The 26814-nt window shown below is 44.8% G+C and carries 14 protein-coding genes and 1 riboswitch; of the genes, 4 read left to right on the top strand and 10 right to left on the bottom strand.

All coding sequences use genetic code 11. The annotated features are described in order from the left end of the window. Positions 1-429: 429 nt before the first annotated feature. A complete protein-coding gene (locus K0625_RS10930; protein WP_220109714.1) occupies positions 430-2736 on the bottom strand; it encodes a S9 family peptidase in 2307 nt (768 codons plus the stop codon). 257 nt (positions 2737-2993) lie between these two features. Between K0625_RS10930 and K0625_RS10925 the strand changes: the two genes are divergently transcribed. Further along, positions 2994-3983, top strand: coding sequence for a class 1 fructose-bisphosphatase (locus tag K0625_RS10925; RefSeq protein ID WP_220109713.1), 990 nt, complete (start codon positions 2994-2996; stop codon positions 3981-3983). 718 nt (positions 3984-4701) lie between these two features. Then, positions 4702-5697: a hypothetical protein gene (locus tag K0625_RS10920; protein WP_220109712.1), complete on the top strand. Its 996-nt coding sequence runs from the start codon at positions 4702-4704 to the stop codon at positions 5695-5697. Positions 5698-7049: 1352 nt separating this feature from the next. On the opposite strand, the gene K0625_RS10915 is transcribed toward K0625_RS10920, so the two are convergent. Continuing rightward, positions 7050-8840, bottom strand: coding sequence for a flavocytochrome c (locus K0625_RS10915; protein ID WP_220109711.1), 1791 nt, complete (start codon positions 8838-8840; stop codon positions 7050-7052). Between the two features lie 434 nt (positions 8841-9274). Between K0625_RS10915 and K0625_RS10910 the strand changes: the two genes are divergently transcribed. Together K0625_RS10910 and K0625_RS10905 are read left to right on the top strand one after the other, a co-directional pair. Continuing rightward, entirely contained in the window at positions 9275-11338 is a 2064-nt protein-coding gene (locus tag K0625_RS10910) for an ATP-binding protein (RefSeq protein ID WP_232847032.1), read from the top strand. After that, entirely contained in the window at positions 11335-12717 is a 1383-nt protein-coding gene (locus tag K0625_RS10905) for a sigma-54-dependent transcriptional regulator (protein WP_220109710.1), read from the top strand. Before K0625_RS10910 ends, K0625_RS10905 begins: the two co-directional genes overlap by 4 nt. 20 nt (positions 12718-12737) lie before the next feature. On the opposite strand, the gene K0625_RS10900 is transcribed toward K0625_RS10905, so the two are convergent. The 8 genes from K0625_RS10900 to K0625_RS10865 all read right to left on the bottom strand — a co-directional run bounded on the left by K0625_RS10900 (position 12738) and on the right by K0625_RS10865 (position 26580). Continuing rightward, positions 12738-14777, bottom strand: coding sequence for a sensor histidine kinase (locus K0625_RS10900; protein WP_220109709.1), 2040 nt, complete (start codon positions 14775-14777; stop codon positions 12738-12740). Further along, a complete protein-coding gene (gene urtA, locus K0625_RS10895; protein WP_220109708.1) occupies positions 14774-15988 on the bottom strand; it encodes an urea ABC transporter substrate-binding protein in 1215 nt (404 codons plus the stop codon). The genes K0625_RS10900 and urtA overlap by 4 nt, the downstream gene beginning before the upstream one ends. A gap of 218 nt (positions 15989-16206) precedes the next feature. Next, positions 16207-17472 carry a dicarboxylate/amino acid:cation symporter gene (locus tag K0625_RS10890; protein ID WP_220109707.1) on the bottom strand — a complete coding sequence of 422 codons (1266 nt, stop codon included), beginning with the start codon at positions 17470-17472 and terminating at the stop codon, positions 16207-16209. Between the two features lie 526 nt (positions 17473-17998). After that, a complete protein-coding gene (locus K0625_RS10885; RefSeq protein ID WP_220109706.1) occupies positions 17999-19219 on the bottom strand; it encodes a phosphoenolpyruvate carboxylase in 1221 nt (406 codons plus the stop codon). Between the two features lies 1 nt (position 19220). Continuing rightward, positions 19221-19874 carry a hypothetical protein gene (locus K0625_RS10880; protein ID WP_220109705.1) on the bottom strand — a complete coding sequence of 218 codons (654 nt, stop codon included), beginning with the start codon at positions 19872-19874 and terminating at the stop codon, positions 19221-19223. Beyond that, positions 19874-23548, bottom strand: a complete 3675-nt coding sequence (locus K0625_RS10875; protein WP_220109704.1) for an ATP-binding protein — start codon at positions 23546-23548, stop codon at positions 19874-19876. The genes K0625_RS10880 and K0625_RS10875 overlap by 1 nt, the downstream gene beginning before the upstream one ends. 273 nt (positions 23549-23821) lie before the next feature. Then, positions 23822-25195: an alanine/glycine:cation symporter family protein gene (locus K0625_RS10870; protein WP_220109703.1), complete on the bottom strand. Its 1374-nt coding sequence runs from the start codon at positions 25193-25195 to the stop codon at positions 23822-23824. A gap of 193 nt (positions 25196-25388) precedes the next feature. After that, a riboswitch (glycine riboswitch) is annotated at positions 25389-25517 on the bottom strand. Between the two features lie 361 nt (positions 25518-25878). Continuing rightward, positions 25879-26580, bottom strand: coding sequence for a DUF3581 domain-containing protein (locus tag K0625_RS10865; RefSeq protein WP_220109702.1), 702 nt, complete (start codon positions 26578-26580; stop codon positions 25879-25881). Positions 26581-26814 lie beyond the last annotated feature (234 nt).

Raw genomic sequence — 26814 nt, 5'->3', positions numbered from 1 at the left:
AACACACCAAGGAATCAACGTTTTTAGCACAAAAAAAGACACTTAAACAAACAAAGACGAAACATTTACACTTCACAAAAACAACAAAGAAGCAAACAGCGTAAACTTTGGGTTACTAATAATCAGAGGAGTCAGGTTTTATAACCTATAGGAAATAACGGAATAAAAAAGTATTAGTTAGATGAATTAGTTACTGGCATTGAGTTTTTCTTAATTTGACGCTACAGACGTCTTCCCCTCTACGGGCTTATTGTTTGAGCGATCTAAATCAGGGTAACTCGCAAATACATTACCTAAATGGTGCAGATAGTACAGACTGACTGGACACCATTTAAGCATCACAACTCTTGAAGAGGTAACTTCTAGCGCTCTGATACTTGAAGTTACCTATAAACTAAGAGGAGTATCCTAAGACTTCCAAGCTAACCTCTACATCAACTCTCGCTCTAAAAAATCAGCCAATGAGCGATATAGGTGAGTTCTCACCTTCTCTCCACGCATAGAGTGCTTAGAGCCTGGATAATCAATCATCTGGAACAACTTGCCCTCATCCTGCAAGGCTTTATAGACCTTAGTACTGTTCTCAAATAACACATTGTCATCGGCCATGCCGTGATACATCAATAGACCCGACTGATAGTTTTTAACATAGGGAAATACACTACTGGCTTCATAACCTTTGGCATTCTGTTCAGGATGCCCCAAGTAACGCTCAGTATAATGAGTGTCATACAGAGCCCAATCGGTGACTGGCGCACCAGAGATGGCGGCTTTGAAATAATCAGGAGCTTTAAACAGTCCCATCAGGGCCATATAACCACCATAACTGTGGCCATAAAGTGCAATCTTATCACCAGCGACATAAGGCAGCGTTCTTAGATAATCGACACCGGCTTTTTGGTCATTCACTTCCGCTTCACCAAGGTGTTGATAGATCACATGCTCAAATTGAGTGCCACGATGAGCCGAGCCGCGGTTATCTAACTGGAACACCATAAAGCCCTGCTGCAATAGATATTGAGTGAAGTAGTCATGCTCACCCCAGCTATTCACCACCAGCTGAGCATGGGGGCCACCGTAAACTCGTACCACAACCGGGTATTTTTTATCTTTGGTAAAATCTGAGGGTTTAAATAGGCGATATTGCAATTCTTGGCCATCTTCCGCCTTAATCAAGCCAAACTCCGGCACCTGCCACAAGCCTAAATACTCATTAAGCGGATGGTTCTCATCTATTTTATTCTGCTCCACCCAAGCCAGATGCTGACCTTTCTCACCATGCAGGCTCACCTGAGGCGGCTGAACTAAGCTATTGAAGTAATCAAGGTACACGGCCTGATTATCGGCAAATACCACAGAATGCATGCCGCGGCGCTGACTCACACCTTCAACTTCACCTCCCGCTAATGGCACACGATAAAGGTGCTGCTCTACCGCCGTATCTTTACGACCAGTGAAATAGATCCATCCCGCCTTCTCATCGACAAACTCAACGCCATCAACAACCCAATCGCCTGATGTCAGTTGCGTTTTTACCTTGCCATCTAAACCAAACAGATAAAGATGATTAAAGCCGTCACGCTCAGAAGCCCAGATAAAGCTATCTTGCTCTTTTAGAAAGTGCAGGTCGTCATTGAGGTTAATCCAAGCTTCACTGCGCTCCTCAACCAAATTTTTAGCCCTATCTCCCTTGTTGATATCGACAACTCGTAGATCTAACCTCTGCTGATCTCGGCTCTGCCACTGATAAGATAACCGCTGGCTATCGGGCAACCATTTAACCCGGGGAAGGTAGATATCTTGCTCTTTACCTAAATCAATCCAAGTCACTTTTTGATTGCTTAGTTTGATCACGCCTAAATCAACCTTGACGTTATTTTTGCCCGCATAGGGATAACGCTGCTCGGTCAGCTTAATACCATCGGCATAGATCTCATTACGAGTAACCAACTCAACATCAGACTCATCGATACGAGTATAAGCAATCGCCGTTTCATCGAGAGACCACCAGTAACCCGTCATACGGCCCATCTCCTCTTGGGCGACAAACTCAGCCATGGCATTCTTAATCGCCCCGCCACCATCTGTGGTCAACGCCGTTACCTTCATATCGCTTAGGCTTAACACAAACAGGTTTTGATCTCGCACAAAGGAGACATAGTGACCTTTTGGTGAAAGGCGTGCATCGGTCGCAAAGCCCTCACCTGTAGGCAACAATGTCACCTTGTTATCGCTTAAAGAGTAGTAATAGAGCACACCAGATGCGGGGATAAGCAGGGCATTACTATCATCAGACCAAAAATACTCCATGATCCCTTGCCCATAAATACGTTGACGCTCACGCCTCGCCTTCTCCTCGTCGGAAAGCTCACCTATGGTCAGCTTATCGGCGTTAAGCAAAATAGACTGCTTACCGGAAGCTACGTCCATCTGCCACAGATCATAAAAGTGTTGATTGTCTTTACGCCCTGCCAGATAGGTCACACGCTTGCCATCGGGTGAGAGTTTCAAACCACGAGGACTCGTCCCCGCCAGTGCAGGAGATGCGTACATACGTTCTATTGAGAGCGGTTTTTTCCCCGCTGCCGATAACAAAGCTTGGGTATCACTATCCACAATGCCTTGATTAACTTGAGCTTGGCTCAATTGATTATTGTCTGTTTGAGACGCGGATATGGGAGTTGAAAGTAGCATAGGTACCGCCATAAGGGCTGAGGTGATCCATCTTGTCGTCATTATTACTTCCTAACGCTGATTGTTTTAATTGTTATTATTTTTAATAGTTATCGTTCTAGCCAATCATCAATAACTCACTGAAAGAGTGTATAAATAGCGAAGCTTATTGTGCCCTAAAGCGGGATAAAATAAAAACTAGTCCTAATCCGACTAAAATCAAGATCATCGGCGCTGAAAAAAGGTTCGATCTCAGGTATGATGCGCAAAATAAAAATTTATACCCGACCTCACATATTGATAATGTCATAGGAAATAACATGCAAACCTTGGCTCAAAATCTGACATCACAAGGGGTAGACGCCTCTCTGACTCAGCTTATCCATACTTTAGCGAACACCTCAAAAGAGATAAGCCATGCCGTACGCCATGGTGCACTTGCCGGCGTACTTGGTGCAACTGAGCAGGAAAACGTTCAAGGTGAGACTCAGAAAAAGCTCGATGTTATCACCAACGACATGCTCAAAGACGCCTTAAAGGCTGACAATACCGTTCGCGGATTAGCATCGGAAGAGGAAGATTATATTGTTGAAGTTGGCGATAAAGGTGAATACCTAGTCTGCTTCGACCCTCTTGATGGCTCATCAAATATCGACATCAACTCATTAGTGGGCACTATCTTCTCAGTGCTTCCCGCTCCAACTGGCGAGCTAACCGAGTCAAGCTTCTTACAAGCAGGTCGTAAACAAGTAGCAGCTGGTTATGTACTCTACGGTCCATCGACAATGCTGGCACTGACCACAGGTAAAGGGGTGCAGCTATTCACCCTTAATCCTGAAACCAATGAGTACCTTCTCACCACCGAAGCGATGAGCATCAGCAAAGACACTGGTGAGTTTGCCATCAATATGTCTAACCAACGTTTCTGGGAAGCACCGATGCAAACCTACATCAGCGATCTGCTCCTAGGCACTATTGGCCCACGTGAAAAAGCCTTCAACATGCGCTGGATAGCAGCCATGGTGGGGGATGTTCACCGCGTACTCTCTCGCGGCGGGATCTTTACTTACCCAACGGACAATAAAAACCCACAGAAGCCATACAAGCTACGTTTAATGTACGAAGCAAACCCAATGTCATTCTTGGTTGAGCAAGCTGGCGGTATCGCCTCTACTGGTTATGAGACCATCATGGATATCGAGCCAAGCGAGATCCACCAGCGCGTAGCGGTGATCTTAGGCTCAGCCAACGAAGTTAAAACTTGTCTTGAGTACCACAGTTTGGATTACAGTGAAGAACCAGCTTTATAAGCTTCAATCGCTAAGCTGCTAATCTCTATTTATAAGGAAGCGCAATCCTAGTCATTAGGGTTGCGCTTTTTATTACTTTTTTACAAGTTTTGCTGACTTGCCAGATAGCAAGTTACAAATATCTTTTGGATTGGTTCATTGAGCTGAGTTTGTGTTTGGTTATTTTCAGTTAAGCATAACTTTGTTGATGTTTATTGCTTGCAGCAGTGAATTCAGACCTATCAGATAATTGGTCTTGAGTATCTTTTAAAAGCTGGGCTCATTGAGCTACTTAGGTATTTGGTTGGTTTCCTAAATACCATACCTAAACTAATGTTTATTGCCTGCAGCATGCCTTATGTGTGAATACTTCTGCGGGACGCTGTGAAGCCATCCTTGGCCGCTCTGCGGTTTCCTCCTTGAAACCGAAGCCCACAGCCGCGTTCACACTTGATTGTTTATCTCTTCGACTTAAGGTTTGTATGACGGTGAAACGTTTTTGGACAGAAATCACTTCTACTTTGAACAAGGAAGTTATAGCTAAAAGACCAAAGTGTGGCTGTCCTGTCTTTTTTATAAACCTACTTAAGGACTATGGCGCTAGATAAAGTAAAGACTTAAATTAGACTAGGGTATTTAAATAAACAAGTTCTGGACTTTTTTCCTGACAGCTCACTACCAGCAATCATGACAAGAAAAGATATTTCGAAACTACAGCAAGTTAAAATAGGAGCCACTTATGCTTAGAATAACAATCTTATCCATTTGCCTCACTTTCATGATTGCTTGTAGCAGCATCAGCACAGTAAAAAATCCAAGCGCTGATAACCTAGACGGCCTTATTTACTACATGCCAAAAAAGGATTTTATAGCTCAAGTTGTAATAGAAAAAGAGAATGGAGAAACTAAAGTTGAGTCAATTGATATAGTTACTTCTGCAGCTTACCCAGATTTATCTGCGCCTTATATATTACGTTTTAACGACAGTCTATTTGGAAAAAACAAACTCATTGTAAAAGTTTCATCGAATGGTTTATTGACCTCATCAAACGCATCATATACAAGTCAAGTACAGGAAGCCTTAGAAAAGTTGAGTTCATCCGTTGGAGGTTTAAACAATATCTTGATGAACTTTCCTGATACCATTAAAGATAAATGTTCAGAACCAAGAATATACAGAAAAATTATCAAACTAGGCTCTCCAGCTTTATTATGCGGCATTTCTTTCGAGGTCACTCCCGCTCAAACCGTAAAACAATTATACCAAGCTGGGATTGATACAAGTACAAATGTTGAATTATCTGGGTACTTCTACCGTCAGGAGGCTCCCTTTATCGGCACTATCAATAAAGAGGATAGTTATTCAGATACCTATAGCACCAGTAAATTGTTGTTCAGCCCATCTTACTCTCCAGATCGCTTTTTACCAGTCTCAAAAACTTTTTTCTCAACAAATAGCTCAAACATAACATTTAATGATGGAACGCTAATCCAATACACTCAAAATACAGATTCTGAACTCCTTGCATTCTTTGGAATTCCAGCCGCAATTTTAAAAGAATACTTTACTGCTGTTGGCACTGTATTTGATGCTTTTAGCAGTAATGATAAAAAAGAAATAACAGCACTTCAGCAAGAACTCTTGTTGGAGTTTGAGAAAGTGAAAATAGAAAAGTGTCTCGAAGCCATTAATAATGAGGATAAAGAAGCAATCGCAGAATTGGAATGTAAGTAAAAACATCTCTCCCCTGCTTTTAGCCCAAAAATCATACCGAAAGAAAGAAGTCGCGGTAAAGAAGCTCGAGAGGCTTATTTTGTATTAATTTCAGATCAACAATAGGCAACATTAAGTCTACTGGAGTCCAGGCTCCAGCCGTTTGTTAACTGTTTTTACCAGCTAGTTCTTCTACCTTTTTCCAGTCCGTAACTTTAACAGCTAAATGACCACGTTTTGGCAATAGTAGAGAACCAGCTTACATCTTGAATGGTCATCCCTATAACATAACCAATTCCCAAATAGAGAATGACACTATCGCCAGACTGAGTATACAGAAAATACAAAACTCCTAAAAGAACACACCGAAATACGAGACGTCCTCTGATAGAACTAAGCCCACTAACAACGGTAATACCGCTATCCCTTTTTGCTAAAAGAGATTTTGCCATAACTTCTTCGTTCATAATGTCCTGCATACAGTTAACAAAATATTAGGTAAGAACATTCTCAATAAGAACGATCTAAAAGAGATAGCCAGTGTATTTATCACTTAAGCTAACAGTAAAGCCATTAACCATCAATAAGTGAAGCTTGACTGCCAGCTAGTTACCAACTTTTCTGCTTGAGTGAAACAAAGAGCTGGGATGATTGCAGAAAGTGCAACGTCTAAACAGCTCAACTTAGCTAGTGTTTAGAATCACCATTTCAATAATAAAACCAAATCGAAGAGAAAAATAATCAAGTGTAGCTGCGGCTACGAGCTTCCAAAACAGGGATGTTTTGGTAGAGCCCACATGGAGGTGTTTACGGCGTCTCGCAGAGGTAACTACACATTCCCCCGCTGGAAGCGATAGATAACAATGAAGGTACGATTTTCAAACACAACACCAAATATCAAACCAGCCAGAAACTAAACAAGAAATGTAATCAGACTTCATTCGAAGGCTAACCAATTTTGGGGCTAAAACCATTTACAAAACCTCCCCAAGTAAGGCCAAATCGAAGAAAACCATGAACAAGTGTAGGTGCGGCTGCGAGCTTCGATTTCAGGGATGAAATCGTAGAGCGCCCATGGATGACTCTTATAAAAATCAAGAGCCAGCGTACCGAGAGATTACTTGCACATATGCCTGCGGCAGGCAATAGATAACAACGATAGTACGACCTTCAACAACCTACCAAGTACCAAACCAAACAAATGAATCAAGTCAGAAAATGCATTCAGTCTTCATTCGAAGGCTAGCTCACCCTGCATCAACTAAAATTGAAAAAACAAAAAAGCCTTTATCCGTAGATAAAGGCTTTCAATTTAAAGGTTAACTTATAAGACGAACTTAACAGCTAACCTTTAGCAAACTAACACTCTAAGATTAGTTTTTCTTAGAATAGGTCGCTGCTTCTTCACCTGCCACTCGACCGAAGGTGATGATATCGGAGATAGCGTTACCACCTAGACGGTTGGCACCGTGCACACCGCCTGTCACTTCACCCGCGCCATAAAGACCTGGGATCACTTGCTGCTTGGCATTCATGATCTCAGCTTTAGAGTCAATCTTAACGCCGCCCATTGTGTGATGAATACCTGGTGTCACTTCAATGGCGTAGTAGTTACCTTCATTAAGTGCACGAGGCAAGTTAGGACGTCCAAAGTCGGTATCTTTACCACTCGTCACTAAGGTGTTGTAGCGGGCGACGGTTTCGGTCAACGCTTTACCATCGATGTTCTCAAGTTTACCTAAGTTCACTAATGTGTCAGCCGTTGGCACCACGCCAAGACCTATGTACTTATCAATTTTCTTCAGTGATTTACGCACTGAGTCATCGAAAATCAGGTAAGCGGACTTACCAGTTTGCTCAAGAATCGCGGCAGAAGCTTTATCACGTGTGGTGATCTCATTAACGAATCGCTTACCTTCACGGTTTACTAAGATTGCACCATTACCACGTACCGCTTCAGTAACCATCACACCACCTTTAACTGATAGCGTTGGGTGAGCTTGGATATATTGAAGGTCTTGCATCGCAGCCCCTGCATTAGCAGCCACATCGATACCATCACCGGTTGCACCTGGTTGGTTCGTTGAGATAAAGCCTTTAAGCTTAGGATCTAGCTTAGCGACGCGGTCATTATTCTTCGCAAAGCCACCGGTTGCCAAAATCACAGCATCGGCCTTAATCCAGTAATAGCCCTTGTACATACCTTTAACGAGTAGGCCTTTAACCTTACCTGAATCATCTTTAAGGATCTCAATACCGCGGGTATTCATACGCATATCGATATCACGCTTAACCGCGTTATCGTAAAGCACCTGAATCACGTGAGCGCCAACACCTGCCCCACCCGTTGGACGGTGAGAACGGTTAGCCGATGCGCCGCCCATACGGCCAACATCATTAAGATCGGCGCCCATGGCGGTCATCCAATCCACAGAGCCTTTAGAGTGAGTCACTAACACATCAACTAGAGCTGGATTGTTAAGATCGCGGCCCCCTTTCATGGTGTCCTTTCTCATCGAATCAACGCTGTCTTCAATGCCTTTGGCTTTTTGTTGATCAGTCCAAGCAGCGTTCATACCACCAGCGGCTAACTTAGCGTTACCACCGATAACAGGCTCCTTCTCAATAAGGATGACAGATGCGCCCTTATCATGAGCAGCAACGGATGCAGAGAAACCAGCTCCACCAGAACCGACAACAACCACATCGACGGTATCTTTCGGCGCGGCGGCTAATGCAGCTTCACGCTCCGATTTATCTTTTGCAAGTTCAGCGATACTTGGCTCGTGACGTTCCCACTTGCCCACATAAGGCATGTCGAAATCAAAGCTGTGGCAAGAGTCACAGTAGACCATAGATTTTTCATGAGCACTGTGACAAGAGGTACAAGCAACATCGCCAGGGAAGTGAGAATCATGAGCATTGTAATGTTCATGTTTGGTCTCTTCTGCAACCTCCGCCATGGAGCCGTGACAGGAAACACACTGGGCATTTTCATAGCTAAGGTTATCGTTAGATAACTCACCATCAGCAGTATGACAAGAATCACACTCTTGGTTTTCAGCATGGAAGTCAGCAAGATTGTCTGCCGCAGTTGCGTTTGCAACTAGACCAGCAGTTCCCAATAGCGTTGCCAAGTAGATGGCACTTTTTAGCTTTTTCATCACGTCTCCTAATGCTCGTTAAAACAGATTTTTTGCTTTAATCGAGCCGTCATCTCTATTATTTTTGCTAGAGTTTCGCCGTATCATGGTTTGATATCGTGCCCCCTCTATTTCACATCAATTTTCGATGTTCCTGCCCCCTCTCTCAAGCTGGAGCTGCAAACATAACCCTAAAACCAAGCAGGTCTCACAGCTCACTTTTCTCATCATGCAAAGCTGCATAGCTAAATTGGAGAGTATGCATTTTTGCATACCCTCTAAAGAGGTAGATCACAAAAAGTATTGGGGAAGATTAAGCCACTCGTTAAGTCGACTATATTTTTGGAGAATTAGTCGCGTAAACAGGATGAAACAAGAGAAAAATAATAGTGAAAAATCTAAATTCGAGCCTGATGCCACATTTACTCAGCACATGTTTTGATAAAATGAACGCCATGAAATATTTACTGTTTTTACTCTCTTTTACGCTGTTAACTCCGCTGTTTTCCTATGCAGATACTCAGCCAAAGCAGAGCATAGTATTTGGCGTCCACTCCAAGACAGCTCCCCTTGAGTGGCGAAATAACGGCGTTGATCAAGGCTTTAATATCGAACTAATGAATCGTATTGGCCAGCTGTGTAACGCAAGAATTCTGACAAGGCGCAAAACCTTCCAGCAACTGCTGAGCGATGTTCACTCACCCGAGAGTGATATCGATGTTATCGCCATTGTCAGCCCTGTCACTATCGACAGAGATCTGAGTCAATCAGATCCCATCTATGCTACCCATGCCAAAGCTTATACTCTGCAGGGAAAAGCGTTTATTAATGGCTGGCATGATCTAGTAGGTAAACGCGTTGCTATCAAAAAAGGCGCATTTGTCGACGTTTATCTCTCAGGCCAAGAGCAGGAGTTTGAGCGCATAGATGTCGATCTTTATGAAACAGGCTTCCAACTGCTTATAAAAGGTGAAGTCGATGTGGTTCTAGCTGAAAACTTTGTCGCCAGACGACTCTTGCCTTTCTACCCCTCCATCAGAAGCTCTAGTGATCCACTGATATATGGCGCCTTTAACTTTGTCACCAATAGTCAAAATGCGTCATTAATGGCACAGATTAATGAAGCCCTAAGGCAGCTCAAGCTCTCTGGCGAATATGACAAACTCGTCAATAAGTGGTTCGGCACTGGCCGAGAGAAGGTCGATCTGACGACGACTCAACAGAAGATGTTATGGCTGGCAATTTTAGTTAGCATTATCTCAGCGTTTGGCATGATACTCACCGCCTACATCAGTGCAAGCCTGCGCAAGCGGACCCTATCCCTAAAATCAGAGCTGGTGCAGCGCCGTAAAGCTGAGCAGCAGATATTAAGTCTGTCGCAGCAGTTTCAATCTGTGCTTAATGGCATTCCTCATGGAGTCACCATATTTAACCGTAAATGCGAATGCCTATGGAGTAATGACAAAAATAACCTGCTGCTGAAAAGCCCAGAATTTCACTTTACCCTAGGCCAGGTATTTCAGCTCGATGACTCGTTAATCGAGGTGCTAAATGAGCAAAAATCCCTCACTGCCGATATGAGTTATCACGCTCAATATTGGCAACTGCAGATCCACCCTATCGCCGAAGATCAAGCTGTGATCCTGCTAGAGGAGACCACAGAGCAGCAAGCCCTAAGGCAAGCTAATAATGAAGCCAGCAGGTTAGCCTCTTTAGGTGAACTCTCTGCTGGTGTTGCCCATGAGATAAACAACCCTACTGGGCTTATCATTCACTCTATTGCCTTTTTAAACCACGCACTTTGCGACCTAAAACCCGTAGCCCACCACTATATTCAGCAAAACCCATTTTGGTCTGTTGCGGGGTTAGACCCTAATCAGGCCATCGAAGAGTTGGAGATGAGCTGTGCAACGATAGATGAGGGGGCAAATCGGATAAGCAGAATTGTGAGTGACCTAAAATGCTATGCAAGACCCAATATCGCCAACAAACATAGGCCAATTAAACTTAATGAAGTGGTCACAGTATCGCTACGCCTCACTGCAAATCAGATAAAGCTATTTAACCTAACGACTCATCTTCAGCAGCCCGAGCCAGAGTTGATGGGAGATGCTCAGCAGCTACAGCAGGTATTGATTAATCTGATACAAAACGCCTGTCATGCCTCAAAACCTATCTCGGACAGTGCACCTAGCCTTATCACTATCGAAACCTATACCCGAGATAGCGAACACTATTTAACGATAGCTGACACAGGCACAGGAATGGATGATGCCACACTAAAACGGATCACAGAGCCTTTCTTTACCACTAGACGTTCCAGTGGCGGCACAGGCTTAGGCCTATCTGTTTGTAGCCGAATAATTAAGGAGCATAACGCACAGATGCAGATAAATTCGCGCCCAGGCAAAGGAACAAAAATTAGCATTCGATTCCCCTTAGTTTCTGCAATAACAGAACAAACACTAGCGCAACAATCAGAGCAAGAGAGAGTAATAAGCTTGGAGACAGAGAGATGAAGTTAGCCAGAAACATTTTATTGGTCGATGATGAAGCTTCATGGTTAAGAGCTCTTGCTCTAACATTAAACCGCCTCGTGCCCGAAGCACAGGTCGATACCTGTATCGATAGCAGACAAGTTATTGACCGTTTATCGGTAGAGGAGTACGCCTTAGTCCTGCTCGATCTAACCATGCCATTCCACTCAGGAGAGACGCTACTGGAGATGATCCGCACCAGCTTTCCTAAAACTAGAGTCATTATCGTCACTGGCGTCAATGAGGTCGATACTGCGGTTCGCTGTATCAAAAATGGTGCCTATGATTACTTTATTAAAACTGACAAAGTGGAAGACTTGGCAAGGACCGTACGTCGTGCACTTGAGGTCGTTGGATTAGAGCGAAACTACCTACGCATTAAGGAGCGCTTTTTAAGCCGCACTCTTGCTCAGCCCGAAGCCTTCAATAACATCTTAACCTGTGAGCCAGTTTTGCTCGATCAGTTTCGCTACCTCGAGGCGGTCGCTCAGAGTCCAGAACCTATCCTTATCCAAGGCGAAAGCGGAACCGGTAAAGATGAATTTGCGCAATCTTGTCACCAGCTCTGCTGCAGTAAGGCGCCTTTTATCAATATCAACTTGGCAGGTATCAGTACTCAAGCATTTGAGCTACAGCTATTTGGTCAGATACATACTCAAGAGGATGGCCAGATCTCAGCACAAGCTGGCGCTCTACATCAGGTGGGAGAGGGTATGCTTCACCTAAATGAGATAGCAGAACTGCCCCTTGAAGCACAAGCAAAATTGGTCGATGTGATTGAACATAAACAGTACTACCCCATTGGCAGCGATCGATCCTATCCAGTAAAGTGCAAAATCATCACCTCGACTCAAGATGATCTGGTTGCCCTTAACAAGTTAGGAAAATTTCGCAGTGACCTACTCTATCGACTCTGCTCACATAAGATTAAGCTTCCTCCGCTAAGGGAGCGCAAACTCGATCACTCAATGTTAATCAACCACTTTATTGCTAGGGCAGCAAAAGAGATGGGGTTAGAGAGCCCGCTTCAGCCCACCAACTTAGCACAACAACTGGCAGACTATGACTTTCCTGGGAATCTACATGAATTAAAAGGCATGGTGTTCGACAGTGTCAGTCGCAGTGATGGTGTTCAACTCAACATCACCCCCTTTATGGAGGCGATAAATGCACAAAAGGGCGCGGTGGGCATATCCGAGAGCAAAATTATCTTTCCAAAAACACTCCCCACTCTCGCCGAGATCAGTAACGCGTTAATCCAGGAAGCGATGAGCCGTACGGCAAACAATCAAACAGCTGCTGCTCAGATGTTGGGAATAAGCCAGAGTGCTCTTAGTCGAAGGATCACTAAAGAGCATTAAACCTTTACATAGCGCTTGGATTAGGTGTCGATGGGAAAGGTGATGATAAACTCAGTACCTTGCCCTGGAATTGAGCTGACCTGAATATCACCACGAAGCTTATGTGTCACTATGTTATAGACAATACTCAAACCAAGCCCACTGCCTCCAGAGCCTCGTCGAGTTGTAAAGAAGGGTTCAAAGATACAGGAAAGATGCTCTTGCGAAACTCCTTTGCCATTATCAGCCACAGTAAGGACTAGGTTATATTGGCACAAGGAGGCACAGATGGTTAACTTCCCCTCCTTCATACCATCAAATGCATGGATCATCGCATTCAACACTAGGTTCGTTAACAACTGATAAAAATCACCCGCATAGGAGTTAATGATGATCTCACCAGGGATCTCATTAACTATTTCAACTGGATATTTTTTTGTCTCGGGAGTTAAGCTCTTTAACAGTGAATCCACTAAATCACGGAGATCAAACTTCTCCTTATGCAGATTTGTTTGCTCCACAGCCACCAATTTAAAGTTACTCACGAGAGATGCCGTGCGTTTTAAGTTCCTATCAAGCAGAAAACAGGTATCTTTGATCTCACTAAGGTACTGATCGAACACCACTTCAGTTAATGTGCTGTTTTTATAGCACTCCTCTAAGATAATTAACTCTCTCAAAAACAATGAAGAAGCAGTAATAGCAACCCCTATGGGCGTATTTAGTTCGTGAGCAAAACCTGCCACTAGCCCACCCAGTGAAGCCATCTTTTCAGTCTCCACCAACTGAGATTGCATAGACTGCATACGCTCCATTGACTCATTAAGCTCCTTATAACTCTCAGTGAGCGCTCGCTCTTTACTCTCTCTCAAGCTGATCTCGTGAGTGAGATCCCGAGTCCGCTCCTCAACTTGCTGCTCTAACGTCTCTCTTGCCAACGCGAGGGAGTGAGTCATCTGGTTAAAACTTAGCGCTAGGGCATAACTCTCCTTTGTTCCTTGAGGCAAAATAGTGCTCTTCGTGGTACCTGAAGCGATCGCTTGTGTCATCTCAATCATGGACTCAAAAGGTTTAGCTAACCAGCGGCCTAAAAAACCAGACAGTAACAACACACAGAAGATCACCGCTAGAAACATAAATATACTCAGCCTTAATAACTCATGATATGCCAACATCACATCATCGAGATCTTCCTTTAGCACTAACCCCCATTGAACTGATGGAATATAACGGGTTGCCGCGATCACCTTTTCCCCTCTGTAATCCTCTGCAAACACGACCCCTCTTAATCCTGATATCGCATTAGATAGCGGCTTAGGTAACTTAAATACAGGTAGTAAGCCACCAATTTCAACTTCAGAGTCATACTTAAGCTGAGCCTGATAGCTGAAGTAACTGCCTCGCTTTGCAGCTACAACCACCTCACGACTGGAGAGATTTCCACTCACATCTAACGTCACCCTCTGAATAATTTGGCTATCGACTTGAAGCACTATCACCCCAAGTAGTTTTCCATCTAGCAGTATCGGCGCTCCTATGTAAGCAGTTGCTTGCTTTAACAAAGGTGAGTATTCAAAGCTAGAGGAGGATGACTCAAGAAAGTACTTAGCCTTCTGCACAACCCCATGCAACCCATGGGAAAAGGCCTCACCTGGAAGCTGCTCTTTATCAAACTCATGTTTGTCCGTTAAGGAAAATATCACCTCCTCTGAAGGAGTAATAAAAAGGAGATCTAGATAGCCATAGTCTGTATATTGCTGATAAACCGCCTGATAATTTTCCAATATTCCTAAATAGTCCTGCCCCTCTCTGTCAATCTGATAGTGGGTCAATAACCGACTAAATAACTCTATTACTTCCGCCGACTGGGATAACGTAAAAGCATCGGAAATCCTCTCACTGACATAGTCTTCCACCTCCTTCACTTTTTTATCAGCAAATTGAGAGAGATGCTCCTGCTCCTGCTCTAATAACGTCTCTTTAAAAGAGGAAAGATAGAGAGCTGAGAGTAGAAATGTCGGCACCATAACACTGATAAGTAACCAGAAGAAAAGGACACTTGATAAACCAAATCGATTCATTTCAGCTCTAACTCCCTAAGTCGTTTTAGCCACTCCTGCTTCTTATGATAGGTAGGAAACGGGCTTGGCCTGATGGGGGAGTCACTGGACCATACAATATCAAACTGGCCGTCATCACGAACTTGCCCTATTCGAACCGTTTTCCATAGATGTTGAGATATCGCCTCAACCGATACCACCCCATGGGGAGCATTCAAGCTCTGATGAGCTAAAGTACTGCGTATTCTTAACGGCTCGAAACTCCCAGCAGACTTGACGGCTTGAGCCCATAATTTAACCCCTATATAGGTGGCTTCCATGGGATCGTTCACCACTCTCTCGGCTCCAAACTCCCTCTTAAAAGCATCAATAAAGCGTTTATTTTCATCACTATCAATGCTTTGAAAATAGTTCCAGGCGGCAAAATGCCCCACCATTAATTCCGCCCCTATCGCTCTCACTTCCGGCTCACCAATACTATAAGAGAGCACTTTAACTTTACTTAGGGTGCTGATCCCTCTAAAAAACGCGATATTGCTATCACCATTAATCGTGTTCACCACAACATCAGGCTTAAGCTCTGCAATCTCCCTTAAGGCTTCAGTAAGATCGTTCGAGCCTAAAGGAATATAGGTCTCACCTAGGGGAGTAATACCACGACTTTTTAGCTGATCTTTAATGATCATATTGGCAGCCCGAGGAAAGATATAATCAGAACCAATCAAGTAAACACGCTCACCTATGTTCTCTAACGCCCAATGAACACTCGGAATTATCTGCTGGTTAGGGGTCGCCCCTGTGTAGATGATATTAGGTGATAACTCCAGTCCCTCATACTGCAGAGGATAAAACATCAAGTGATGATGCTCCTCAATCACAGGCTTAACCGACTTACGGCAACTCGATGTCCAGCAGCCAAAAATGACCGCAACCTTATCTGTGGTGATTAACTTCTCCGCCTTAGCTGCAAATATATTCCAATCCGAAGCACCGTCGGCTAAAACGGGCTCAATCTTTTTACCCAGCAAGCCCCCACCTCTATTAATCTCCTTTATTGCCAAAGAGATAACATCGACAAGGTCCCGCTCACTAAAAGACATAGTGCCCGTCATTGAGTGTAAGATCCCAATTTTCACTTTGGTGTTTTGTTTCGTATCACATGCCTGTAATGCGACCAATAACCCAATAATAAATAAGCATATATAGAAAGATAAGCGGATTTTTATTAGCACACTGTCTCCAAAATACCTGATAACGAATAATACCAATTGGTATAACGGGCTTGGCTCGATTATTAATTTTGGCAGATAAGTGAAATTTAGCCATTTTACAAATGTTTAAATATGGAAAAACGGAGAGAAAAAGCTAAGTAGAATCCCAAAAATGGGGAATAAAAAAGCCCGTAGAGGAGCTCTACGGGCTAATAGGTATCTATAAATAGAGGTGGAACTTAGGCTTTAGCTGAGACGCTAGCTCCTTCGGCCACAGCCTCATCATGCTCTTTCTCGGTTGAATCAACGATAGTCAACACCGCGGTATCACCAACAACATTGCACGAAGTTAACACCATGTCGATCAAGCGATCGAGTGCGGCAACGATAGCAAACGCTTCAACGGGTAAACCCATCTGATGGATAAGAACACCTATCATCACCATACCGCCACCAGGTACACCACCGGCACCTACAGAGAGCAGGAAAATACTAAAGAGCAGTGCTGGCAGTTGCTCCATCGCAATAGGCGCACCAAATGCGTTCGCCACAAAGAAGATAGCGATAGTAATATAGATGGAAACACCACCCATATTCATGGTTGCCCCTAGTGGAACGCCAAAACCAGCAACGGCACGTTTCACACCTAACTTGTCAGTCAGGGTACGCATGGTCACTGGAATCGTGGCATTTGAGCTGGCAGTAGAAAGCGAGAATAAGATCTGTTCACGGGTCTTAGCGCGAAACTCTTTGGCCGACACAGAGGTGAAAGCACCAACAGCGATAGGGTAAACAATAAAGATCCAAGCCAGTAAGAGGCCAAGAATAACAAACAGGTACTCAAGCACACTAACAAAAATCTCAGCTTCGAGGGTCGCACCTAGCTTAAGCATAAGAGCAAAAACACCAAAAGGTGCCAGCTGCATCACCACAGTGATCAGCTTCATCATCAACTTATTGCCCTCCTGAAATCCCTGTATCAGCAAAGGAACCGCACCGCCAAGAGACTTTATCACTCCCCCAACTAACAAGGCCATAAAGATAACCTGCAACATATTACCCGAAGTAAACGCCGACACTGGGTTGCTAGGTACAATATTTACGATCAATTGAACAAGATTGGGCAACTCAGTAGCCGTGATCACCGCTCCCGAACCACCTGACATGTCGACACCACGACCGGGCTCTAACAGCAGTGCCACTGCGAGTGCAGCAAATATGGCAACTAAGGTGTTTATAATGTAAAAACCAAATGTTTTTCCGCCCAAACGGCCAAAACTCTTCAAATCTTTAAGTTCTAACACTCCGCACACAATACTGACAAACACCAAAGGGACGACTAACATCATGATCATATTAACGAACATGGTGCCGACACCAGATGAAATCTCGACAATTGTACCGGAGAAGAATCCAATATCACCGAGCAGATATTGAATGACGGAACCGAAAATTAATCCGGAGAACAGACCAATAAAGATCCGTGTTGAGAGTGACTTAATCATTTACCTGCCTTCAAGTTAGCATGTCTTGTTGCATGCCTTTAAATTTGCATGTCTATTTTGCATGCTTGAATTGAACATCAAATTACAGATGTTTTTTTAGTGGGTTAACCCTACTTTGGCAACGATAGTGAATCATGCTGGAGAGAATTTCAATGGCAATTGCCCCTAGCGCGAAAAACACAAAAGCGCAACATATGCAAAGATCCTGATATAACATGAGATTGGGGAGATTATAAAACTAAATCAAAGAGCTACTTTTTACATTTCAGCTACAAAGGCAACAAGTGGTAGCGATACAAGCACCAAAATCCAGACTATAAAACCCAATAACAATGACTTTACAGTCAAAGATATTCACAAATAAGGAGGGAGCAGCTCAATACACTAGACAACTAGTTAGTAATAGAAGCTATGCAGCTTTTTTTGGTGATAAAAAAACCGATACAGGGATCACCTATATCGGTTTTTAAACAAGCTGTTTTCTACTATAACAGGATCACAAACAGGGCCTATTACGCACTCATCATTAGGCGAAGCCTAACTCAACATCACGGATGATAAAGTTCCCAGTAAAAACGGGATCCGACTCACCGATAGGTTCCAGCTCAAAATAGTCTTTGTGCTCTTGCGGTAAGCCTTCATAACCGCAAATAACCTGATAAAGCCAACTCTCTCTATCCCAAGGAAGTTCGTTACTCTGCAGGTACTCCAACGCCGACTGACTTCGCCCTGAATCAATCACAGAGCAGAAATAGCCATCTACCGCTAACTTAAGCGGGTTATCTGGAATAGCAAAATCTTCGCTCTGACTCAGTGAAACAGATACATCATGTTCACGTACCACAGGCTCATGTGAGGTGCGGCTAATCGCTTTAATCCGTGACACAATATCTAGCAACTCAGGCTCATAACTTGTGTTATGCACATCCACTGCAGCTGGCGCTAAAATGGCTTCAGCACGATTAAACAGGGTAGGCAGCTGTTTATGGCTAACATGATCTGCTGGTTTATAGTCGGGATGAAGATCGGTATAAAGCAACCAGCCTTTCAGCAGGCGTGTTCGACCTCTTATTTGGCGGAAACGTCCGAGTAGCTCCAGCAAACGCCCCTGAACCACACTCAGCTCCTGAGTACAATCACTCAAGGTCTCCTGCAGTGTTGTGACTAATAACTTACGCAACTCTCTAATATCACCAGCGATTTCACCAAGCTCACTAAACTGGAACATCTCAAGACCGTTGAGCAGCTCAGTCACCTGACTCTGCGCGAGCTCATTTTCACGTATTTTGGCGTTAATAGTGCCTACATAACCAAACTCATTATTGATCCGGCTCCAAAGTACTCGAATTGAATATCTTAACCCTTCGGTAAAGCTGTAAACATGCTCATTGAGATCGGCAAGATAAGCTTCTGACGCACCAAAATCGACATTCTGGCGCGCCTCTTTATAGTGATCGGCTAAGGTTTTAATACTCGCTAAGGATGAGCCAACATTGGAGTCAATTTGACGATTACGCTCATCACTAAGCGCCTCTTCGAGGAGCGCTCTCACAGAGCGTTTAAGGCGTAACTCTTGCTCAGGCTCAGGTCGCCAAAGGATCTCGGCTTTACGCAGCTTCTCTATCGCAGCCCCATTCTCGCCATCTTCAGAGACAGAGCCCGAGAGATACACATCCATAATAAGATCAGCATGTCGGCCCAGCTGCTTTAACAGCTTAACCCCAGCCTGATGTAGGTTAGTGCTCATCTTAAACCAGATCCCTTTGGGTCGCTGTTTCAGCTTGAGCTTCCAGACTCAAGCCCTCAGTCTCATCGATAAAACGGATCACCTCATAGAGATAATCTAATTTACCCGTTGCGATAAAGATCTGCTTCTCGGCATTGGGTCTGGCCAAGTAGCCAAGCTCCACCAAACGCTTAAACACCAGCTTAATCTGGGCATCCACATTTGTACTGGTGGAGCCAAATAGCCGATAGTGACTTATTTTAGCCAGTTGCTCACGAAACGCTGGCGTGTCTTCAATGCGTGTTTGTAGCTCAGTTAGGCGCACCGCCGCTCCCTCAGAAAGTGGCGCATCTTGTCCGCTGGCTTCCTGAACCAAGACCAGCCACTCCACTAACGGAATAAGCGCATTACAGATATCTTTAAACTGAGAGGAGATCACTTTACGCTCACTGTCACCCAGCTGCTGATAACCACAGAAAAATACCTCACCTTCGCCTGCCGAACCGATAGTACGGTTGATCTGATTCAGATAGCTCTCGACCCGCTCACGAGTACTGGGATTTTTCAACGCACGCCAGCTCTCCTCATCGGTAGTACGGCAGATAAACTCGCCTTTTAGCAACCTTTCAATAATCCCACCTGTACCAACAACAATCGTCTCATTAACCTCTGACATTACACCGCCTCCCTTGCATTACGCTGGCTGAGTTTGGCAGCGATTGGATTAATTTGTGGCTTCACCACTTGAAGTTTCTTGGTCTGTTTGTTGATGATGTAACGATTAGCAAACAGGTTAAGCACTTCAGACTCTGGGTTAGGGAAGGCACCTAAAACAGAGATGTTGTTATTTTCACAGGCATCAAAAATCTTCTTCACGTTACCGTGGTGTAAGGTGCCAAGCTCATCGATAGGCCAATGAATGGTCACATCGGCGCGGCCACGCAGCAATCGGGTAAAGGCCAGCAGGAACTTACACAAGATCAGATAAGCCATACCATGACTCGAAGACTCATTAAGTTGCCTATCAGTACGAATAACCAGGTCACTGTTACCCTCTTTAAGCCTTAACTCAATCTCAAGCAGTTTAGCGATGCCACCTGACAGGGCGGCACGGCCAATAATATCCAGCGCGCGGCGCATACTGTTGGTGTAGTTCTCATCAGGAAGCTCACTAAAGCCGTCAGCTTTCCACTGATGGAAGGCCTTAACAAAAGCCTCAAGTTCAGGCCAGAACTCTAGCTCACTGATCCGCGAGCGGATCTTAACCGCAGACTCAGAGACGCCATCGAGGAACAGCTCCTCACCCACTTCACGGGTAATACGGGCGCTTTGAGAGGCAATACGACGATCGATATCCACCAAGACATCATAAAAAGCGGTCAGGTCAACACCAAAGATACGTCCCTGCTCGCGAAGTGCGGTCATCGATTGCGGCACCATCACATTGAGTAGCTGCTCAAGTTGAGGCACTAGCTTGCGGTAATCGAGAATACGGATCCCTTTATCATTTAGGAAACTCGACTCTTCACGAGCTCGCTCCCATGTCTCAGAGAGGCTCGAGCCTGACTTGCTAGCAATCACGGAGTCAAAATGTTCAACGTACTGCTTCACAGAGCTCAATAAGCTATCACGCTTAAGTAGCTGGTCCTCACCTTGACGCAGACGCTCACTTAAACCACCTTGTGCATCATCTTTGCTGTTTGGCAGTTTAAGCTCGCTTAACTTACGCATCACACTGCGCAGTTTAGTCAGGTTCTCCGACGCCTCGACTTGAGTCGCATCAGACTGTTTACGCTGGCTATCCAATACCTGACGCTGAGATTTCACCTCATTAGCCTTAGACTTAAGCTGCTGATCTATTTCTGAAGTGGCCACTTTAACCTTGCCAAGCTCGGTCTGCAGCTTAGGCTTACGATTAAGCCAGGTATGTTGATACCAATCATCATAACGCAGCACTTCACTGCGGCGCTGCTCAGCCTTGCTGATGCTAGTTTCCAGATCCCGTATTTCTTGTTTGAGGGCAACAATCTTATCTTCATCGATGCCACGAGATTTAAGTTCACTCTTATACCACTGTTCACAGGCTTTCTGCTCGCTCTTAGCGTGAGCACGTCTCTGTTCGATATTGGCCTTGATCTGATTGAGCTGATTATCCAGTGCCCCAACCACCTCTTGCCAGTATGCATTCTTCTCCATTCTGGCTTCAAGGGCCTGCTCTTTTTGCTCCTCAAGCCACTCTTGATGCTGCTGTTTTAACTGCTTTAGGTCACTGTCTAAACGACTCAAGCTCTTCTGGGCATCCGCTTTGCGCAAGCTCAATGACTGATTAATCTTCTCCTGCTCACTGCGCTTGTCATCAAACAGTCGACGCAGATCGTCACGACTATTCTTATAAGCTGTACGGGCAAAAGTCAGTTCACGTGTCAATCCATCGAGCTCAGCGTTAATGGCCACTAACTGATCTTCAGCCTCAACTTGCAGCTCCTTAGCACTCTGCAACAACTCTTCAGCCTTGGCATGACGAATACGCAACTCCTGCTCCGAAGCGGCATATTCAGGGGCATCAATCGCCTTAAGATCCAGTGCGATACCATAAAGGGCGTCCACCTTTTCAGAAAGTGCTGAGGGGTGAAGGTCACTACGATGTAGCAACTCAGGGTTAATCACCTTGCCTAATGTCTCCTCCCAGTTTTGAGTCTCTTTACGCAAAAACTCAAGCAAAGTATGGGATTGAGGGAAGAGAATGTGGTGTATCTCATCGAGTTCACTCTGGCGTTCTGTGACTCGAATACCGGAAACACGCAGTGCTTCGTTAGCTTGATCTCGCTTAGCTCTGAGCTTACGCTCCTCTATGGTCAGTCTATCGACCTTAGCGTTGCAGCTCTCCTGCTCCTCATCGGCATGGGTTATCCGCTCATCAAAGATAGCTAGCGCTAACTTTTCCTCTTCGGTATAGGTAACGCTGTCGACACGTACCTTAAGCTCAGCGGCAGAGAGCTTAAGTTGATACTCATCTTCATGGAATTTAGTGCGGCCTGTTTCCATCTGCTCGCGCCACTGACCATCTAATGCTTCAAGCTCACCACGTCCAAGCTCTCTTTGCTTATCACGGCTCTCACGGTGGCTATCTTGCTCTTTATGCAGATTTTCAAGTTCACGGTTGAGCCCTTCGCCTATCTTACTGCGGCGAGCATTGTAAGCCGCCTCAACATCTTGGTGTTTCTCAGTTTGAAGCTTATGACGCTCAGTTAAGTTCTCTAAACTGCCACGCCAGTTAGGTAACTGCTCCAGGTCCATCTTGGCCTGCTCAATATCTGCATCCAAGAAGTTTGCGTGCTGATCTTCAATGGCATCGAGCTCATACTCATATTTGGCAACATCACCTTTAGCGGCAGAGAGATCCAGATTAAGCTCATCGCGCTGCTCCTTCCACTCCTCATCAAGTGCCCTAAGCTGTGCATTTAATGCCTTTGAAAGATCCTGATGGTGTTCCTGACGCTCAACCTCAGCGGTTTCATCTTGGCTGTAGCCACGTTTTAGACTGGCGAGACGCTGCTCGGCGCTCAATAGCTGATTGAACTCCTGCTCAAGTTTCTCAAACTCTGGGCGGATCTGCTCAAAACCTTGGATAAGCTGACTGTCTCTAATCCATGCCTCTACCCTTTGCGGATTCAGGCGAGAGCTAGGCGGGTTCACCCCATCCTCCTCTAATATGGCGGCGATCATTGACTTGATCGTCTCCATCTTGCCCTCTTTCGAGTGTACGGCCTTAGCAAGTTTTTCGATATGGCGTAGTGAGTGCTCAGACTCACACAGCGAGAATTGTCGGGCATAATTACGCAGCTCAGTGCGGTTGCTGCCAGTGCTTAACAGTGCACGATCATTTTGAATAATCGCTCTAAACTCACGGGTATTAAGCAGGTTAGTCACAGCTACACCCGCGCGCTTCATCTCACGACCCAGCTCAGCCATAGTGTGACACTGAACCATGTCGCCTAGATTCGACTTTATATAATCTTCAAGCTCAAACCCTTTGCCAATAAAGCGGTAGTTCACCCCTTTACCATCTCCAGCCGATGCCAGAACAGCTTGGTTTAGCAGGCCATCGCTTCGCTTGTATTCATAGATAATAAAACTCGTATCATGGGGCAGATACCAACGCTCGAAACTATCACGGGTCGAGGGAACTACACGGCTCGGGTATTCGCCATAAAAGACAGGAACCAAACGCTGTAGCGTGGTCTTTCCTGAGGCGTTAGTACCACAAATATTGGTATGTCCATCTAGGGCGAGTTCCACAACGCCGGGGAGGTGCGTATCGATAAGCACTATTCGATTCAAGCTTGGCATTTCTTTCCTTATCCAAACATTGCCTCATTGGAGGCGATATAACATCAAACTCAGGAGATGAGTGAGTTTCATTATAATTTCGTGTGTCTAAAATAGATCAAAGCGACACACTTAGCAATTAGAGGCAGCCGAGCAAGCGGCTTAGGCATTAAAAGCGAGATCATACGCTATTTCACGACAGAGCGTCGCACAAGGAAAGAGCAGTTAAACTCAGTGTAAAAGTGGGATTCTCGAGAGCAGGGCAAAATGCTAACTCTCGAGTTAATTCATCATTTAACTCGGTAACACGCCAGAGGGGGTACCCTCTAAATTCTTTTTATCAAACCTAGTGAAATAGCTTAATGTTTCCAAATAGATAATATGACGCAAGCCGATAATTGCGATCAAATTAGGAATAGCCATTAAACCATTCACGGTATCGGCTAGCAGCCAGATCATATCCAGATGAATAAAGGAGCCCACAGCTATTAAGCCAAGAAATATTCCCTGATAGGCACGCAATCCACGCTCTCCCATCAAGTAATACCAGCACCGCTCACCGTAATAGTGCCAGCCTAAAATCGTGGTAAAGGCAAAACAGACTAGCGCCACTGTCACAAAGTATTGACCCACGAGCACAGAGCCACCGCTAGCAAATGCAGCGCTGGTCATCGCAGCACCAGCAGTATCGCCACTCCAAACACCTGTGATAATCAACACCAGTCCAGTCATGGTGCAGATGATAATGGTATCGAAGAAGGTACCAGTCATACTCACAAGACCTTGCTCCACAGGCTCATTAGTCTTAGCTGCAGCCGCCGCAATGGGGGCGCTACCAAGACCAGATTCATTGGAGAATACACCGCGAGCGATACCAATTTGCAGCGCTTGAGCAACGGTAGCCCCAAGGAAACCACCAGCAGCCGAAATAGGAGTAAAGGCTGAATGAATCACCAGCTCAAACGCTGGCAGAATCTGATCTGAAAAAGTAACCAGCACCCAAAGACAAGCAAGTACATACCCCAGCGCCATAGTGGGCACTAACTTTTGTGCCACATTGGCGATACGTTTCACCCCACCTAAGGTGACGGCAGCAACCAAAATCGTCAATACCAATGCGGTAGCCCAAGCGGGTACATGAAAAGCGATAGTTAACGCATCGCTGATCGCGTTAACCTGAGCAAAGGTGCCGATCCCAAAAAAAGCGACCCCTACACCGAAAATAGCAAATAGCTTTGCTAGCCAAGATAATCCCAGACCGCGTTCAATATAGTACATAGGGCCACCGGCTATCTGTCCCCGTGCATCTGTGGTGCGGTACTTAACCGCAAGCATACACTCAGCATACTTAGTTGCCATACCGAAAAAGGCAGCCAGCCACATCCAAAATAGCGCCCCTGGGCCGCCAATTTTAATCGCAGTGGCCACGCCAACAATATTGCCAGTACCGATTGTGGCAGACAGTGCAGTACACAGTGCAGCAAAAGAGGACAAGTCTCCCTTACCATTAGCAGGTTTAAACAGTAAACCCAGTGCCATAGGCAGCTTAAAGACTTGAATAAGTTTCAATCTAAGAGTGAGGTAGAGGCCGGTTCCAACCAATAAGCACAGGGTAACAGGTCCCCAGACAATGGCATTGATATCGGCTAAAAGCGCGTGAAAATTCATGATATTCCTCGAGTATTAAACAACAAAACTCTATAAAGAGTTATTAATAATCGGAGGAGGAAAAGAAATGGCTGTTGCTGGCACTGGCCGGTTGCAACGAGCGATTAAGTCGACCTAACAATGAGTGAGGTCAAAAAGGCGCAGCGACAAACGACAGTGACTTTATGCAGTTATAACAATAACCAACACAGTCATCCTCTCCTCTGTCCTTTTGCCTGAGCGTTTCGCGTTTGCATTTGAGCAAACACTTTCGCCTTCGGCGCTGTGTAACAGTTAAGTTGACGAACACTTAGCTGCTCACAGTCTCTCCAGAGGCTCGTCCAGTAACAGTCCACGCCAATCACAATTGGCACCTGAAAGAGTATTTAGACCAAATCAAACAGATCTAAAGTTGCCTCGTCGGTGTGGGGGCAATTCCCCACTCTCCTGCTACCTTCATCCGAACGGATCTCCCTATTCAATCAATAAGATTAAAATCGGGAAGGCGCACAGAATGCAGTAATAAGCTAGCTTGCTCAAGCCACTTAGATCACACTTTTGATTTAAGTGAACACAGATGCACTTTTTTTAAACAAAAACAGAGGTATTGAGGAGATAACAGGGCCGGAAGGACGTTGAAAGGTGTCACCCTGAGATAGGCTCAGAGTGACAAGATATAAATATCAATCAATAAAACGGAGGGCTCAGAAGCTCGTTCTGCGCCCCTCATAGGTATCGCACATCTCTTGCACTTTATCCGCTTCATAGGGGCGAAGTCCGCTCATGACTAATGTTTTCACACCTGTTCCCACTAAAGTATCGCCACTGTGCAGTTCAAACTTCAACGTCACATTGCCGCGCTTACCTTCGACCACTAACTCCTGCTCAACCAAAGATAGCGTCACTTGAGTGAAATCGAGTGTCGTCAGATCGAAAGACATACTTTCATAGATAACCAAAGGGCGAGCAGGGTTAATCATCACCTGATGTTGCTTCATCATAGGCACGAGCACATGGATAAAGTTCAATCCTGAAAAGGACACATAACTACGGATAAACGACTCTATTTGAGTCCCACAGTTTCTGCTCTCCCCCTGACGTTCAACATTCAGATAAAGCTTATCTTTATCGTCATGGATATCAAATGCATCGCCAATCGAATCAGGAAACTGCAATTTAACACCATCACCAACCATACCTTGGAAGGTAAAACTCATCTTTTGGCTTAGGCCATATTCACCTAAAACCAAAGAAAATAGCAGATCGCCGGGCACACAAAAGCGCTTTGCGCCCACATCATGAATTGGGTTGAAATCCTGAGCCACAACCTTTGCAAAATCGCTTGCCTGAGAAGGAGTTACTGTGACTGTTTGATTTTCTTTTTTAAAGTAAGGCGTTAGAAACATATTCACTCAATTTAATTATAAATATTCCCAAGCTTTTCCAAGACGAAAAACAGAGATTGCTTAGGTGGAGATAAAATAGTCGCACAGTGTATAGCAAAAGATTGAAAACACTCACCCGATGACTTACTCCTTCAAAGGCGCACCTCAACAATTCTCACGTTAACAAATGTAAAGAATAACGCTGTTAAGTTAATTTTAATGAAGTGGGAATAGGATATGCGCACAAATGATAAT

Source organism: Shewanella nanhaiensis, assembly GCF_019457885.1.
In the GTDB taxonomy this organism is placed as follows: domain Bacteria; phylum Pseudomonadota; class Gammaproteobacteria; order Enterobacterales; family Shewanellaceae; genus Shewanella; species Shewanella nanhaiensis.
Note: the sequence above shows the minus strand (reverse complement) of the source record. Positions and strands in the feature narration are given on the sequence as shown.

Bases quoted from the DNA above. Each gene is read 5' to 3' on its own strand.
- K0625_RS10930 (WP_220109714.1), bottom strand. From the start codon at position 2,736: ATGACGACAAGATGGATCACCTCAGCCCTTATGGCGGTACCTATGCTA.
- K0625_RS10925 (WP_220109713.1), top strand. From the start codon at position 2,994: ATGCAAACCTTGGCTCAAAATCTGACATCACAAGGGGTAGACGCCTCT.
- K0625_RS10920 (WP_220109712.1), top strand. From the start codon at position 4,702: ATGCTTAGAATAACAATCTTATCCATTTGCCTCACTTTCATGATTGCT.
- K0625_RS10915 (WP_220109711.1), bottom strand. From the start codon at position 8,840: ATGAAAAAGCTAAAAAGTGCCATCTACTTGGCAACGCTATTGGGAACT.
- K0625_RS10910 (WP_232847032.1), top strand. From the start codon at position 9,275: ATGAAATATTTACTGTTTTTACTCTCTTTTACGCTGTTAACTCCGCTG.
- K0625_RS10905 (WP_220109710.1), top strand. From the start codon at position 11,335: ATGAAGTTAGCCAGAAACATTTTATTGGTCGATGATGAAGCTTCATGG.
- K0625_RS10900 (WP_220109709.1), bottom strand. From the start codon at position 14,777: ATGAATCGATTTGGTTTATCAAGTGTCCTTTTCTTCTGGTTACTTATC.
- K0625_RS10890 (WP_220109707.1), bottom strand. From the start codon at position 17,472: ATGATTAAGTCACTCTCAACACGGATCTTTATTGGTCTGTTCTCCGGA.
- K0625_RS10885 (WP_220109706.1), bottom strand. From the start codon at position 19,219: ATGAGCACTAACCTACATCAGGCTGGGGTTAAGCTGTTAAAGCAGCTG.
- K0625_RS10880 (WP_220109705.1), bottom strand. From the start codon at position 19,874: ATGTCAGAGGTTAATGAGACGATTGTTGTTGGTACAGGTGGGATTATT.
- K0625_RS10875 (WP_220109704.1), bottom strand. From the start codon at position 23,548: ATGCCAAGCTTGAATCGAATAGTGCTTATCGATACGCACCTCCCCGGC.
- K0625_RS10870 (WP_220109703.1), bottom strand. From the start codon at position 25,195: ATGAATTTTCACGCGCTTTTAGCCGATATCAATGCCATTGTCTGGGGA.
- K0625_RS10865 (WP_220109702.1), bottom strand. From the start codon at position 26,580: ATGTTTCTAACGCCTTACTTTAAAAAAGAAAATCAAACAGTCACAGTA.